The organism is Aeromonas aquatica, from assembly GCF_000764655.1.
In the GTDB taxonomy this organism is placed as follows: Bacteria; Pseudomonadota; Gammaproteobacteria; order Enterobacterales; family Aeromonadaceae; genus Aeromonas; species Aeromonas aquatica.
In genome coordinates, this window is sequence record NZ_JRGL01000118.1 from 69,069 (window position 1) to 83,129 (window position 14,061).

Sequence of the window (14,061 nt, forward strand, 5' to 3'; positions counted from 1 at the left end):
CATGATTCGTCTGATCCTAGTGGTCGCCGTGATGGTGGCTGGCCTGATGTTCGGCCCCGAAGCATCCGGCAACAAGGGCTATGTGCTCATCGCCCTGGGCAACTACACAGTGGAGTCCTCGGTCACCAGCGCCGTGATCCTGGCGGTACTGTTCTACGGCGCCCTGCTCATCCTCGAGTGGCTGCTCGGCCGGGTGTTCGGCCTGCGCCGCAAGACCCAAGGCTGGTTTGGCACGCGCCGGCGCCGCAAGGCGAACCAGCAGACGGTGAATGCGACCCTGGCCATGGCCGAGGGGCATTACAGCCAGGCCGAGAAGCTGCTGCTCAAGGGCGCCGACAACAGCGACACTCCGCTGCTCAACTACCTCAGTGCCGCCAGGGTGGCTCAGGCGCGCGGCGATGACGCTCGCCGGGATCAATACCTGCAAAAGGCGCAGGAGGAGAACCCCAAGGCCGAGCTGGCGCTGACCCTGATCCAAACCCAGCTGCAGATTGAGCAGGGCCAGTACGACAGCGCCCTCGGTCGGCTCGAATCCGTCTACGCCCTCAATCCGCGCCACCCCATGGTGCTGGACCAGCTGCGTCAGGTCTATCTGGCGCGGCAAGACTGGGCGGCGCTGATCGATCTCGCCCCGGCCCTGCGCAAGGTGGGCAAGCTGACGCCCCAGCAGGAAGAAGATCTGCTGCATCAGGCCTGGCGTGCCCGCCTCGACACCGCCAGCGGCGCACTCGAGACCCTTCGCCCGGTCTGGCAGGCGCTGCCACGCAAGCTGCGCCAGGATCCTGCCCTGCTGGCCAGCTACGGCGATCGGCTGCGCCAGCTCGGTGCCGACAGCGAGGCGGCCGAGCTCTGGCTGGAGGCGCTCCGCAAACACCCGGCCCCCGAGCTGTTCAGCCTGTTGCCCAAGCTCAAGCTGAATGACTATCAGCCCATGCTGACCCTGCTCAAGAAGATGCAGGATCAGCCGGGTGCCGAAGCGGCTCTGGCCCGGATCTATTTGCTGGCTGGTCAGCTGGACGAGGCCCAGCGCCTGCTGGAGCAGGAGGTGCAGCGCGCACCGAGCCCTGTCCTCTGCCACGCCCTCGGTCAGCTGATGGACAAGCGCCGGCTCACCAACAAGGCCAACGAATACTATCGCCAGGCCCTGGAGCTTGCCGGGATCTAAGACTAATTTTTCCATGCAAAAGAGGCCGCAATTGCGGCCTCTTTTATTGGTGTTGATCCGAATTATTTTTCTCCCTTCTCCCCTGGCGGGAGAAGGGCCGGGAATAAGGGGGCGCCTGACCTCAGCCGCATAGGTTTGATTAGCCGCGCAGCGGCGTAATCGGACTCAGGCGGTCAACCGCTCCAGCTCACCGATCAGCCAGATGGCCTCCTGCCGGTGCGATCCGCAGACATCCGCCATGGGGCTGAAACCACCGCACACCGCCGGGCGTTCGGGTTGACCGAAGATCTTGCAGCCCAGTTGGGCATCGAGCTGAACACAGGGGACACCGGCCGGTTTACCCGCCGGCATGCCGGGGATGGCGCTGCTGATGCTCGGGGCGATGCAGCAGGCACCACAGCCTTGACGACACTCCATATGATGCTTTCCTGTCCATGGCGAACCAGTCTAGCAAGGAGTCGTGATTCCCCTTAGCCTTATCCTCCGGCATCCCTGAAATAAAGGTCGGCCCGCCACCCAGACAACAAAAAGCCCGACGAACGTCGGGCTTTTTCAGACAGTTGCAGCACTCAGCGCATCACAGGATGATGTCGCGCACCACGCTGTCCTTGCGGTTCAGGAAGTGGATCGACTTGATGTGGCGGCATGAGAGTACGTGACTTGCCACCACAGTGCTCATCCGATTACAGGATGATATCCCGTACCACAGTGTCCTTGCGGTTCAGGAAGTGGATCGACTTGATGCGGCGGCATGAGAGTTCGTGACTTGCCACCACAGTGCTCATCCGATTACAGGATGATATCCCGTACCACAGTGTCCTTGCGGTTCAGGAAGTGGATCGACTTGATGCGACGGCATGAGAGTACGTGACTTGCCACCACAGTGCTCATCCGATTACAGGATGATATCCCGTACCACAGTGTCCTTGCGGTTCAGGAAGTGGATCGACTTGATGCGACGGATGGTGCGGGACTTGCCACGGATCAGCAGGGTCTCGGTGGTCGCCATGACGCCATCGCTGGTGATGCCGTCCAGCAGATCACCCTTGGTGATGCCGGTGGCCGAGAAGATGACGTTGTCATTCTTGGCGAGATCTTCCAGCTTCAGCACCTTGCTCAGATCGATGCCCAGCTCCTCGCAGCGAGCAATTTCCTGCTCGCCCAGGGCGCGGACTTCCGGGCTGTCGCCCTTGACCTTATGACGGGGCACCAGGCGTGCCTGCATGTCGCCATCCAGCGCGCGGATCACCGCCGCCGAGATGACCCCTTCCGGTGCGCCGCCGATGCCATACAGCATGTCCACTTCGCTGTCCGGCAGGCAGGTGAGGATGGACGCCGCCACATCACCGTCGGGAATGGCGAACACTCGCACGCCCAGTCCCTGCATCTCTTTGATCGCCTTGTCGTGGCGCGGTTTGGCCAGGGTGATCACGGTCAGACGGGAGAGTGGCTTGCCGAGCGCCTTGGCCACGGCCTTGAGGTTCAGCTCGAGGGCCTGGTTCAGGTCGATGGCACCTTTGGCCTTGGGACCGACGATGAGCTTTTCCATGTACATGTCGGGGGCCTTGAGGAAGGAGCCCTTGTCGCCGACGGCCAGCACGGCCAGGGCATTGGACTGCCCCATGGCAGTCATCCGGGTACCTTCTATGGGATCGACCGCGATATCCACCGCATCCCCCAGACCCGTCCCCACCTTCTCACCGATGTAGAGCATGGGGGCTTCATCAATTTCGCCTTCGCCGATCACAATCTCACCATCGATCTGGATCTGATTGAGGATATGGCGCATGGCCGCAACGGCCGCACCATCGGCGATATTCTTGTCACCACGTCCGAGCCACTTGTAGCCAGCCAGTGCCGCCGCTTCCGTCACTCGGGAAAACTCGATTGCCAGTTCACGTCTCATCGCATATCCAACCTTAGGTGCTCGAAAACGGGCGGCATTCTACCACAAGGGCAAACCTTTGCGCGCAAAAGTGGTGGATCGCCATATAAATCGCGCCGTCACCCAACTGACACCAAACCGCCATAGGTTGTTCACGCCACGGTCACCCCGCTGTCATCTGCCCTGCCTAGCATGGCCCCGTCTTTTAAAACAAAGCTTGTAACACAAGGGATTAAGATGAAAAAGCTGACAGTAGTAGCATTGGCACTCACCGCGGCCTTCCAGGCGCAAGCCGTCGAAGTATACAAAAACGACAGCACCCTGCTCGATCTCTACGGCCGCATCTATGCCGGTCAATTCTTCGGTGAGAAGAAGGAGCTGGATGCCAACGGTGACATCAAAAACGAATATAGCGACAAACAGGGTGCCAACCAGTTTGTCCGTCTGGGTGCCAAGGTAGAGAGCGAAATCAACCCCGGCCTCAAGGCCCTGGCCCAGTACGAACTGCAGCTCTATATCAACGACAGCGAGAAGACCGTCAGCGAGAACTCCGACAACTTGCGCACCCGTCTGGCCTTCGCCGGGGTCGGCGCCAACTGGGGCAACGTCACCTTCGGCCGTCAGCAAGGCGCCCCCGGCATGCTGGCCAACTGGACTGACGTCTCCCTCTCCGACGGCTACGGCAACGACGCCCTCGGCGCCAAGACCGATACCTTCGCCACCAACCGCGCCGGCTCGGTGCTGAAATACTCCGGCCTGTTCAACGGCTTCCAGGTCGATACCAGCTACAAGTTCGACGGCGGTGACACCGAGGAGACCACCAGCAAGGACAGCGATGCCGCCTACGGTGCCGCCGTCTCCTATACCTTCCCGTTCAACCTGGCGCTGGGCACGGCCTACAACGTGGGTATCCGCGACAAGAGCGGTGAAGAGGATGCCAAGCTGTGGCTGCTCTCCGCCAAGTACGACAACAAGGCCGTCTACGCCGCCCTGAGCTACGCCGACGGCACCGACTTCCTGGCCACCGGCAAGGATCACACTGGCTGGGAAGCGGCGCTCGGCTACAACTTCGAGAGCGGCTTCGGCCTGATGGCCCTGTGGAACAAGCAGACGGTAGAGCAGAGCGGCAAGTCCGACTACGACTCCATCGACTACTACACCCTGGGTGCCCAGTACAAGTTCAACAAGAACCTGAGGGTCATCGGCGAATACCGCATCAATAACCTGGACAGCCAGGACAGCGGCAAGCTGAACACCAAGGATGACTTCCAGCTGGCGGCTCGCTACGACTTCTGAGTCGGCCCCAAGCTGAACCCCATAAAAAAACGGCGCGCAGAACCCTCTGCGCGCCGTTTCTATTTACCTCTCAGATCAACGCAATGGCTTTTGCACCGCTACCAGCAGCAGCATGGGGCGCTCGGCCTCCTCCGCCAGCGCCGGATTGGCGGCGATCTGCGCCGCAGTCGGTCCCCACTCCTCCAGGTGACGGATCGCGAATCCCGCCGCGATCAACGCATTGAGGTGGGTGCCCAGGGTGCGGTGATACTTGATCACCCCCTCCGCCAGCCAGTTGCTGATCCGCTTGCCCTCGGCCTGATAGCCGTTGACGGGCCAGGAGCGGCGCCCCTCCCCATCCACCAGCCAGCCCTGGGGCTGCGGGCAGGTGAAGATGGGATGCTCCACCGAGAACACCAAGCTGCCCCCCGCCACCAGCGAGTGGTAAACCGTCTCGAACAGGGTTGTCAGCTCGGGCAGGTAGTGCAGCGCCAGCGAGCTGTAGACCAGATCGAACGACCCGGCAGGCAGCTCGAGTCCGTTCAGATCTCCCTGCCGATAGTGGATCCCCTCGTCCCGGGTCAGCTCGGCGGCGCGGGCCAGCATCCTGGCGGAGAGATCGATGCCGAGCACCTCGGCCGCCCCCTGCTCCCGGGCCACCCGGCAGAACCAGCCATAGCCGCAGCCCAGATCCAGCACCCGCTTGCCGTCCAGCGGCGGCAGCATGGCCTGCAACGCCGGCCATTCGGGCGCCCCCGCCAACCCCTGCCGGGAGCGGGGCAACTGGGCATAACCTTCAAAAAAGCCTGGGTTATCATAGATATTCTGTGACATTTAAATTTCCTCATACTGGCCAGGCGGCAAAGCGGGTATGCCTGAGCATACCCTGACCTTGGCGGCCACAAGCCAAAAAAAAAAGCAGAGAACCCGGGTGGGCCTCTGCTCTGTTTCGGACCCGCATCCTGGATGCGAGCCAACAAAAAAGGCCATAGACGAGGTCGCGTCTATGGCCTTTGTTTCGCTCGTACCAGCGCGTCTCGGGCCTCATCACGAGGTCCGATCGGCAAGGGTACGATGAATGGGGGGAGGCTCAGGCCTCCACAGGCTCCGGACAACGCTTCATCGTGCGCATCTGTACGGAGTTCACTCGGGTCACTCGCTGATCCGAGGCATAAAGCGTCATCTTGATCACCCGGCCAAGGCTGGCCGTTGAGAGAATGGGGAAATTGGACGCCACTCTAGAGGCTGGTCGGCCCGATGACAATCAGAGGGATCCGTTTTTGCCGGCCGGCTCAATGCAGTTTCTTCTGCCAGAACAGGGCCCGTCCCACCTCGGGGTTCAGTTCGTATCCCGCAAACCCGCTGGCACGATAGGCGGCCTGCGCCACCTTGTTGCCCTCCAGCACCTCCAGGGTCAGCTTGCAGCAACCGAGTTCGCGGGCCAGGCGCTCCACCTCCGCCAGCAGCCGCTTGCCAAGGCCGCGACCGCGAAAATCCGGGTGCACGGCGATGTCGTGGATGTTGAGCAGGGGCTGGCAGGCGAAGGTCGAGAAGCCCTCGAAGCAGGTGGCCATCCCGGCCGGCTCGCCATCCACCCAGGCCAGCAGAACATGGGCATCCCCGCGGGCAGCCAGCACCCCGGCCAGATTGGCCTGCACCTCGTCGGGCAAGGCACAGCCGCCCCCCATCTCGTCTTTCGCGTATTCATTGAGCAGGCAGACCAGCGCCTCGCCGTGCTGCCGGTTATTCAGATCCGCCCTGATGATCTCTTCCATCTGTCGCCTTCCCTTTGCCTGAGTCTGAGGTGACAGCCCGCCACCGGGTTCAGATGGTAAACCAGCCCCGGGCCACCACCAAGACTCAACTGCCGGGCAATGCCATCAGTCAGCGCCATCTGACTGCGACAACGGCAATAGATGTGGATTTTTTACACCTTTCGCTTGCCAGTCAAATGAAAATAAATATCATTAGCGCCCTCCCGTGTCGGGAGCAAAAAAATAATTACAAATAAATCAATAAGTTCAGGCCATCAGGTCGATTAAAAGAGTCACACGCAGATGCATAACCCCAACCCAGAGCGCGCCCTGCTGGGCGCCGCCTTGCTGGCCCTCAGTGCCGGCACCCAGGCCGCTGACGAAACCATGACGGTCGTCGGCAAACGCAGCCAGCACGAAGAGGTCGCCACCGCGACCCGCACCGCCACCCCGGCCAAGCTGGTGCCCCAGACCATAGAGAGCGTCCCGGCCAGCGAGCTGACCGCCTACGGCCAACCCACCCTGAGCGAGGCCCTGAGCGGCATCCCCGGGGTCAACGCCAGCGGTGACACCCGCTTCGACAGCGTCAACATCCGCGGCTTCAACGCCAGCAACGACTTCTATCTCGACGGTCTGCGCGACGACATGCAGTACACCCGCGACCTTGGCAACATAGAGCGGGTCGAGGTGCTCAAGGGGCCGGCCGCCGTGCTCTACGGCCGTGGCAGCACCGGGGGCATCATCAACAGAGTCAGCAAGACGCCCCAGCGCGGGCAGGCGTCCAGCGTCAGCGCCCGGGTCGGCAGCTTCGACAGCCGACGCTTCGCCGCCGACCTCAACGCCGAGGCAGGGGAGCGGGTGCAACTGCGCCTCAACCTGGCTCAGGAGGACAAGGAGAGTTTTCGTGACGACGTGACCAGCAAGCGTACCCTGCTGGCACCCGCCGTGAACTGGGAGATAAGCGACAGCCTGAACTGGCTGGTGCAGTACGAGCGCAACGAGCACGACCGCACCCCGGATCGCGGCATCCCCGGGGTCGATGGCCGTCCCGCCGACGTCCCCATAGAGAGCGTCTACAGCGACACCAGCCGGGACTTCATCGACGATCTGGCCCAGTCCACCCGATCCCGTTTCAGCTGGGACATCAACGATCAGTGGCAGTTGCGCCAGCAGCTCGGTTACACCAGCCTCGACAGCCAGTTCGACAACACCTATGTCACCGCCGTCAAGGGTGACAAGGTGACCCGTGCCCGCTGGCAGCAGGATCTCAAGGCTAACAGCCTCACCAGCAACACAGAGGCCGAGGGCCAGCTGCAGACAGGCCCCGTCGCCCATCGCCTGCTGGTGGGCTTGGAGCAGAACTGGCAGGAGCGCACCCCCAAGCTGTATCAGAACGCCACCCCGATCCCGCCGGGCAACCTCTACGATCCGGGCTCCCTGCCCACCTACAACGGCGCCATGAAGCTCTCCAGCGACGCCAACCACAAGGTGCGTGGCTACGGCCTCTATGTGCAGGATCAGCTCAGCCTGGGTGACTGGCACCTGCTCGGCGGCCTGCGCCGGGACGAGTTCACCGTCACCAGCCGCCGCAACGATCTCAACAAGGAGGAGACCCTCTCGGTCACCAGCCTGAGTCCGCGCCTGGGCCTGGTGTGGAACCCCATCGAGGAGCACGCCTTCTATACCGCCTACAGCAAGACCTTCACCCCGGTCGGCGGTGAGCTCATCGGCATCACCCCGGGGGACAAGAACAACAACCTGGATCCTCAGCACACCCGGCTGTACGAGGGTGGGGTCAAGAGTGACTGGCTGGGCGGCCGACTGGCCACCACTCTCTCCATCTACCGGTTGGAGATGTACAACAAGCGCAGCAAGGATCCGCTGGATCCCACCAAGGTGATCCTCACCGGTCTGCAGCGTACCGACGGCATCGAGCTGAGCGCCCGCGCCCAACTGACCGACGAGGTCTACCTGCACGGCGGCGTCGCCATTCAGGATGCGGAGCAGGTCAAAGCGGATGCGGATCTGCAGGGCAAGCGGCCGAGCAACGTCTCCCGCGAGAACGGCCAGCTGTTCGCCGGCTACCAGAGCGGCCAGCAGGGCTGGTTTGGGGAGACCGGGGTGACGGCGGTGGGGGATCGCTTCGCCGACAACGCCAACACCACAGTGCTGCCGGGCTACGCCCGCTACGACGCCCGTGCCGGTTACCGCTGGCAGCAGTGGGATGCCCAGCTCAGCGTGGAGAACCTGACCGACCATGAGTACTACGTCAGCGCCACCAGCGCGGCCCAGATCATGCCGGGCAGCCCCCGTCAGCTGAACCTGACCGCGGCCTACCGCTTCTGATCCCCTCCTGACCAGACTGGCCGGCGCAAGCCGGCCAGATATGTATGAAAACCAAGAAACTCCCCCTGCATAACAACAAGTGGGTGCGCCGCATCCACGCCTGGGCCGGCTTTGCCACCCTGGCCCTGCTCCTGATCTACGGCCTCACCGGCCTCTGGCTGCAACACAGGGCCGTGCTGCCCCTGCCCGGGCCCCATACCGACAAGCGCAGCGAGGTGCTGACGCTGACGGCGCCGCTCAGTGAGCCCGCCGCGCTCACCATCCTTGTGCAACAACATTATTCCGAGGGGCTGGAACAGGCCCATACCACTGTCACCCCACCCCAGCACCTGCCCACCCCGAGCGGCCCCCTCATCCTGCCCGCGCGCTGGGAGCTCAAGGCCGTGACCCTGAGCCAGAGTCTCGCCGCCAGCTATGTGGCCGGCACCCTGGAGGTGCGCATCGAGCGCCAGCAGGCCAACTTCGCCGCCAGCCTCAACCGGCTGCATCGCGGCATGGGCACCGGCCTCCCCTGGCAGCTGTTTGGCGACCTCGCCGCCCTAGCGCTGCTGCTGCTCGCCCTCACCAGCCTGCTGATGTGGAACAAGCTGCACGGGCCACCCCGGCGCGGCATCGCCCTGCTGCTGGCGGGCGCCCTCGCCACCCTGCTGATCGCCCTGCTCTAGGCGCCGGCCTGGCCAGGGGTGTCGACCCGTTACATACACCAAAGCGGGATCTCCCTCTCACAGGGGGTAACGTCCCTTTCGGGGAGGTAACAAAGGGTAACCGGCCGCCGGCCGGGGTCACAGTTGTGCTCCCCGCGGCTGGCGGGGGTCAGGTGCGGCTGTTAGGGTGCGGCCAGAACTCCAGACGCCAAGAGGTATCATGCGCATCTCCAGCATCGAGTGCGGGCGGGTACTGGCCATCCTGGCCGTGATGACCATTCACATCTCCCCCTTCAGCAATCCCTTCGATCCCAGCCTCTGGGGTGATCCTCTCTATTTGTGGCTGGGGGGCACCATCAATCAGCTGAGCCGCTTCGCGGTGCCACTGTTCTTCCTGTGCGCCGGCTACTTCCTGCAACCCAGGCTGGCCGCAGGCAACCCCATGGAGGTCGCGCTGCGCTACTGTCGCCCCCTGCTGCTGCTCTGGCTGGGGTGGAGCCTCATCTATCTGCTGGTGCCCTTCAACCCGGTGGCCGCGGTGCAGCAGGGCTATCTGCCGGCCATGGCGGGTCAGTGGCAGATGCAGGTGGGGGATCTCCTCAACGTCTGGTGGGTGGGCGGCATGATCCACCTCTGGTTCCTGCCCGCCCTGATGCTGGCGGTGCTGATCCTGGCGCTCTGCCAGCGCGTCGGCTTGCCCCAGCTGGCGCTGGTGGCAGGCGTGCTGCTCTATCTGCTGGCGCTGCTCGGCGGCTCCTACGGCAAGCCGCTGCTGGGGGGCGAGTGGGCCCTGCTGACCCGCAACGGCCCCTTCTTCTCGCTCTTGTTCGTGGCCCTCGGCGCCTACCTGCGCGCCCGCAAATGGCGACCGGATACCAGACGCAGCGCCCTGCTGATGGCGACGGGTCTGGCGCTCTACGCGCTGGAAGCTGTCGGCCTGCTGCACTTTGCCGAGGTGCCCCTCAATCGCCATGACTTCCTGCTTGGCTCCCTGCCCTGGGCCCTCGGCCTGTTCGGCCTGCTGCTGGCCAATCCCGACTGGGGCAAGGGCAGGTGGCTGGAGCGTCAGGCCCCCAAGGTGCTCGGCCTCTACTGCCTGCACATGATGCTGGTGGTCTGGCTGATGATCTTCGGCCCCCAGGGCAAGCTGGTGTGGTGGGAATTGCTGAAGGTGCCGGCGCTGGTCGCCTGCACGCTGCTCGGCTACCGGTTGCTGGACATGACCCCGGCCAGCCGCTGGCTGCTGCGCGCCCGTTGATGGATCCAATGGCAGAGGGGCCATAGCGGCCCCTCTTGATATCTGATACCGGCCTTAGCCCCGAGAGGGCCAGAAGATCAGAACCGCAGCGTCAGCCCGATATTGGCCTGCCACTGGGTGATGAGGTCCCCCCGCACCCGGAAGGCACAGATCTCGGGGTTGCAGAGGAACTGGCTGTCGTCGTTGACCAGAGAGCCGTAGCCACGCACCTCGGCGCGCAGCGCCAGCTGCTTGGTCAGGCGCGGCTGCACCCCGAGCGCCAGAGACATGGAGGGCGCCACTTCACTCTCATAGGCATCGAAGCGCGTCACCCCGATCCCGGCACCTATGTAGGGCGCCATGACGTTGTCAGAGAGGATCAGGGCACCGGCGAAGTGCAGGGTGTCCACCGTCAGCTTGTCCGGCTGATCCGGTGACATCGGGGTCGACTGGTGGCTGTAGAGCAGCTCTATCATGCCGGGATCGTCCACCTCCTTGCTGATGAAGAAGCCCCAGTTGCCCGAGCTCTCCCCCTGTAGCGAGTCGATCCGGGTCGCCACCGGCGCGGGGGCGGGATCCTCCATCGCCTCGAAGCCGATCGACGAGCTGTAGCCCGCGAAAGGCGTCAGCTGCCAACCCAATTCATCGGGCTGGGCCGCCCAGCCCTGGCCCAGTGGCAACAACAACCCCACCACCATCATTCCCGCTCGCATCACGACCTTCCCCCTGATCTGCTTATGTGTGCATGGCTCGCGCCAAAAGCATATCAGAGCCTTCTGCATCCGATCCTAAATAGGGGCTGTATCGGCCCATTAAGACAGGCCCTGTTTCTGCATTGCCCCCTCCCACCGAGGCACCATTCATCTGGGATTAACCTCGACCCCGTAAGCTAGCGGCGCCACAGAGCTGGCATTAACAAGACGAGGATTTCAGGAATGGTTGCCGCGCAACTCAACGACCCACAGAACAAGCTTTCCGACACCCTGCGGGCCACCGCTCATGCCATCGAGGAGAGCCACATCAGCCTGCGGGACATGCTCAGCCTGGTGGGTGAACAGGGCATGCTGCTGTTTTGCGTGCTGCTCACGGTGCCCTTCCTGCTGCCGGTCTCCATTCCCGGCGTCAGCACCCCGTTCGGCCTGCTGATCCTGTTTATCGGCGTCGGCATCACCCTCAACCGGGTGCCCTGGCTGCCCTCCATCCTGATGGAGCGCCGCTTCGCCGCCGACCAGCTCAAGCCCACCCTGCACAAGGGGGCCGATCTGCTGGCTCGCATCGATCGCTTCATCCGGCCGCGCCTGCTGCTGTTGACCGGCAGCACCGTCATCAATCGCTGCAACGGCCTGCTGATCATGCTGGCGGCCCTGTTGCTGATGCTGCCGCTTGGCGCCATCCCCTTCACCAACGCCATGCCCGCCTGGGCCATACTGCTGCTGGCCATCGGCATGTTGCAGCGGGACGGCCTCTTCGTCGCCGGTGGCTACGCCCTGGTGACCGCCACCCTGGTCTGGTTCAGCGTGCTGGGCATAGGCCTGCTGATGGCGGGCCAGAACGTCTCGACCCTGTTCAGCTAAGGCGGATCTGGCCAAGGCCGAGGACAAACAACAAGGGCGACCCCAGGGTCGCCCTTGTTTGTTATGTGGTCGTGCCGCTCAGGGATCCGAGTCGTGGGCCACCCGGTTGCGCCCGCCCCGCTTGGCCCGATAGAGCCACTCGTCGGCCCGGGCCAGCACGGCACTGACCTCCTCGCCAGGCCGGATCAGGGTGGTCCCCAGGCTCACCGTGATGGGAGCCGGATCCGGCGCCATGGCTGCCACGGCGGCGCGGATGCGCTCCGCCACCTTGCGCAATATCTCCTCGTCTATCTCCGGCAGCAGGATCAGAAACTCCTCGCCCCCACTGCGCACGAACATGTCCTCGGCCCTCAACTGGGCGGCCACGCACTCGCTGAAGTTGCACAGCACCCGATCCCCGGCCTGATGGCCGAAACGATCGTTGATCCGCTTGAAGTGATCGAGATCCAGCATGATGAGGCCGGTGCTCTGCTGGCCCTGCACCCTGTGGTGATAGTGTTCGAAGAAGAAGTGGCGATTGTAGAGACCGGTGAGCTGATCCGTCTCACCGAGTCGCTTGAGCCTGCGCTGCAACTCGTGTTGACGGGTGATGTTGCGGGTCATCCAGGCCACCGCCCGCTTGCCGTCGTAGAGGGATGGCAGCGGCGCTATCTTGCCCTCGAAGCGCTGCATCCCCTGGGGGCCCGCATCGGCGTTGATCCCCTCCACCTCGGCGGGCGAGAGATCGTATTCCACCACCTGTACCTCGCCGGTGGCCAGGGCGTGCGCCACCTGCTCCATCACCCAGCGCGCCTTGTCATCGGGCAGGATATCGAGCAACTGCTTGCCGATCAGCGGGTTGCCGTCCTGATAGGATTGCTGCTCCACCCCGCCTATGTATTCCACGTAATAGCCGTCCTCACTGAGGATAAAGACGGGATCCGGCAGCTGGGTCATCACTTCGTAGAGCTGTGCCACTGAGAGAGCCATCTGTGTTCCTTCCGAGCCTTGGGCGAGCCACCCTTTGTTGATTGTTATACACGACCCGTTAAGTATCGCACACGGTCCCGCCGCTCGTATGACGGGGGCCTGCGTTCGACAGGCCACCGATATCAGGGCGAGCGACAGGGAAAGAGGGAAAGCTTGCCGACACCTTGCCGCCCTCTCCCTCTCCGCCGAGACAAGGGGTGGAGAACGACGCCGCGGGTGAGGCAGTGACTTATGGCAGGTCAGTTCCGTTCGGCGTCGACTTTATGTCAATCCATCACCACCAAGCAGTGATTAATATCAACAAATCCGCTTCTTGATAGCGTTATGTACTTAAAACATGGCGTGAGATGGCATTGTGGTGAGAAAGGCAGGATATTGCGCTGCAAAAATGCCCGCTCGGCATCAGAAGGCCGGGGCTGAAAACAACAAAGCCATCGAGACGGGCGCGATGGCTTTATCAGCGGTCAACACTATGGGATCAGCGGCTGGCGGTGCGGCTCCCGTTCCACAGCAGCTCGCCGCTTTTCAGATCCATCAGGCTCATGGCGAGCCGGTAGCGACTCCCCTCGGAGACGAGATCCCCGTAGAGCATGTAACCGGCCCCGGTCTGGCGGCCGAGACGCACCAGGGAGGCCGGGTTCATGCCCCCCTGCTGATACTCGAGCTGGCCGGTGATGGCCGCGACCTGGCCGGGATCGGCGAAGCTGAAGCCACCGTGCTGCTGAATGCGCTGGCTCATGGCCACCGCCATGGGCTGGGTATTGAACGGCTCACCCGTGCCATTCTGGGGCGGCATCAACAGCAGCACAGGATTGCTACCCGCCAGCGCCTGCACTTCCTGGGCCTTGAGGAAGGCATCCGCCATGGCCAGCGCCAGCCCGGTCGGCGCCACGGGTTTGGGGGCAGGTTTCACCACCTCGGGCTCGGTCACCGGCTTGTCCGGCTGGCTCACCGGCGGCTTAGGCTCGGAGACCGGCGCCTGAGTGCCACCATAGGGATTGACCGCACAACCGCCCAGCACCAGGGCACCCAACACCAACAAGAAACGCATCTTCATCTCTTCTCTCCGCCCAAAGTCCATAAACGGACGCCGCCAAAAGTCGTGTGACGGAGCCGCGCCCCGCATCTGCCCATGCTAGAGAAAAAACCGCCCAAGATCGATGCGCCAACACACAGGGGGCGACAAGGACTGGCTCACAGGCATCCAGCCAG

Annotated in this window: 13 protein-coding genes; 6 read left to right on the plus strand and 7 right to left on the minus strand. The window is 63.3% G+C overall.

Going from position 1 to position 14,061, the window contains the following annotated elements:
* The first annotated feature begins 1 nt into the window (after position 1).
* Positions 2–1,165 carry a heme biosynthesis HemY N-terminal domain-containing protein gene (locus LG30_RS0114950; protein WP_033131492.1) on the plus strand — a complete coding sequence of 388 codons (1,164 nt, stop codon included), beginning with the start codon at positions 2–4 and terminating at the stop codon, positions 1,163–1,165.
* 165 nt (positions 1,166–1,330) lie between these two features.
* Here LG30_RS0114950 and LG30_RS0114955 read toward each other — a convergent pair whose 3' ends face one another.
* Both LG30_RS0114955 and glpX read right to left on the minus strand, forming a co-directional pair.
* Positions 1,331–1,582 carry a zinc/iron-chelating domain-containing protein gene (locus LG30_RS0114955; protein ID WP_033131493.1) on the minus strand — a complete coding sequence of 84 codons (252 nt, stop codon included), beginning with the start codon at positions 1,580–1,582 and terminating at the stop codon, positions 1,331–1,333.
* Between the two features lie 478 nt (positions 1,583–2,060).
* A complete protein-coding gene (glpX, locus tag LG30_RS0114960; RefSeq protein WP_033131494.1) occupies positions 2,061–3,071 on the minus strand; it encodes a class II fructose-bisphosphatase in 1,011 nt (336 codons plus the stop codon).
* A 216-nt stretch (positions 3,072–3,287) separates the two neighbouring features.
* Between glpX and LG30_RS0114965 the strand changes: the two genes are divergently transcribed.
* Complete coding sequence (locus tag LG30_RS0114965; RefSeq protein ID WP_033131495.1) at positions 3,288–4,346, plus strand: porin; 1,059 nt, start codon at positions 3,288–3,290, stop codon at positions 4,344–4,346.
* 75 nt (positions 4,347–4,421) lie between these two features.
* Here the strand turns inward: LG30_RS0114965 and LG30_RS0114970 are convergent, their stop codons facing one another.
* Together LG30_RS0114970 and LG30_RS0114975 are read right to left on the minus strand one after the other, a co-directional pair.
* Complete coding sequence (locus LG30_RS0114970) at positions 4,422–5,159, minus strand: class I SAM-dependent methyltransferase (RefSeq protein ID WP_033131496.1); 738 nt, start codon at positions 5,157–5,159, stop codon at positions 4,422–4,424.
* 458 nt (positions 5,160–5,617) lie between these two features.
* Positions 5,618–6,100: a GNAT family N-acetyltransferase gene (locus tag LG30_RS0114975; protein ID WP_033131497.1), complete on the minus strand. Its 483-nt coding sequence runs from the start codon at positions 6,098–6,100 to the stop codon at positions 5,618–5,620.
* Positions 6,101–6,382: 282 nt separating this feature from the next.
* On the opposite strand from LG30_RS0114975, the gene LG30_RS0114980 reads away from it, so the two are divergent.
* The 3 genes from LG30_RS0114980 to LG30_RS0114990 all read left to right on the plus strand — a co-directional run bounded on the left by LG30_RS0114980 (position 6,383) and on the right by LG30_RS0114990 (position 10,327).
* Complete coding sequence (locus tag LG30_RS0114980) at positions 6,383–8,425, plus strand: TonB-dependent receptor (RefSeq protein ID WP_033131498.1); 2,043 nt, start codon at positions 6,383–6,385, stop codon at positions 8,423–8,425.
* Between the two features lie 44 nt (positions 8,426–8,469).
* Entirely contained in the window at positions 8,470–9,090 is a 621-nt protein-coding gene (locus LG30_RS0114985) for a PepSY-associated TM helix domain-containing protein (protein WP_033131499.1), read from the plus strand.
* 199 nt (positions 9,091–9,289) lie between these two features.
* Positions 9,290–10,327 carry an acyltransferase gene (locus LG30_RS0114990; RefSeq protein ID WP_033131500.1) on the plus strand — a complete coding sequence of 346 codons (1,038 nt, stop codon included), beginning with the start codon at positions 9,290–9,292 and terminating at the stop codon, positions 10,325–10,327.
* 77 nt (positions 10,328–10,404) lie between these two features.
* Here LG30_RS0114990 and LG30_RS0114995 read toward each other — a convergent pair whose 3' ends face one another.
* Entirely contained in the window at positions 10,405–11,022 is a 618-nt protein-coding gene (locus LG30_RS0114995; RefSeq protein WP_033131501.1) for a porin family protein, read from the minus strand.
* Positions 11,023–11,241: 219 nt separating this feature from the next.
* Between LG30_RS0114995 and LG30_RS0115000 the strand changes: the two genes are divergently transcribed.
* Positions 11,242–11,880: an exopolysaccharide biosynthesis protein gene (locus LG30_RS0115000; RefSeq protein WP_033131502.1), complete on the plus strand. Its 639-nt coding sequence runs from the start codon at positions 11,242–11,244 to the stop codon at positions 11,878–11,880.
* Positions 11,881–11,958: 78 nt separating this feature from the next.
* Here the strand turns inward: LG30_RS0115000 and LG30_RS0115005 are convergent, their stop codons facing one another.
* A complete protein-coding gene (locus LG30_RS0115005) occupies positions 11,959–12,849 on the minus strand; it encodes a sensor domain-containing diguanylate cyclase (RefSeq protein WP_033131503.1) in 891 nt (296 codons plus the stop codon).
* A 478-nt stretch (positions 12,850–13,327) separates the two neighbouring features.
* Entirely contained in the window at positions 13,328–13,906 is a 579-nt protein-coding gene (locus LG30_RS0115010; RefSeq protein ID WP_033131504.1) for a hypothetical protein, read from the minus strand.
* Positions 13,907–14,061: the final 155 nt, after the last annotated feature.

Coding starts and splice junctions, on each gene's coding strand:
- LG30_RS0114965 (WP_033131495.1), top strand. CDS start 3,288: ATGAAAAAGCTGACAGTAGTAGCATTGGCACTCACCGCGGCCTTCCAG.
- LG30_RS0115000 (WP_033131502.1), top strand. CDS start 11,242: ATGGTTGCCGCGCAACTCAACGACCCACAGAACAAGCTTTCCGACACC.
- LG30_RS0114980 (WP_033131498.1), top strand. CDS start 6,383: ATGCATAACCCCAACCCAGAGCGCGCCCTGCTGGGCGCCGCCTTGCTG.
- LG30_RS0115005 (WP_033131503.1), bottom strand. CDS start 12,849: ATGGCTCTCTCAGTGGCACAGCTCTACGAAGTGATGACCCAGCTGCCG.
- LG30_RS0114975 (WP_033131497.1), bottom strand. CDS start 6,100: ATGGAAGAGATCATCAGGGCGGATCTGAATAACCGGCAGCACGGCGAG.
- LG30_RS0114985 (WP_033131499.1), top strand. CDS start 8,470: ATGAAAACCAAGAAACTCCCCCTGCATAACAACAAGTGGGTGCGCCGC.
- LG30_RS0114950 (WP_033131492.1), top strand. CDS start 2: ATGATTCGTCTGATCCTAGTGGTCGCCGTGATGGTGGCTGGCCTGATG.
- LG30_RS0115010 (WP_033131504.1), bottom strand. CDS start 13,906: ATGAAGATGCGTTTCTTGTTGGTGTTGGGTGCCCTGGTGCTGGGCGGT.
- LG30_RS0114970 (WP_033131496.1), bottom strand. CDS start 5,159: ATGTCACAGAATATCTATGATAACCCAGGCTTTTTTGAAGGTTATGCC.
- LG30_RS0114990 (WP_033131500.1), top strand. CDS start 9,290: ATGCGCATCTCCAGCATCGAGTGCGGGCGGGTACTGGCCATCCTGGCC.
- glpX (WP_033131494.1), bottom strand. CDS start 3,071: ATGAGACGTGAACTGGCAATCGAGTTTTCCCGAGTGACGGAAGCGGCG.
- LG30_RS0114955 (WP_033131493.1), bottom strand. CDS start 1,582: ATGGAGTGTCGTCAAGGCTGTGGTGCCTGCTGCATCGCCCCGAGCATC.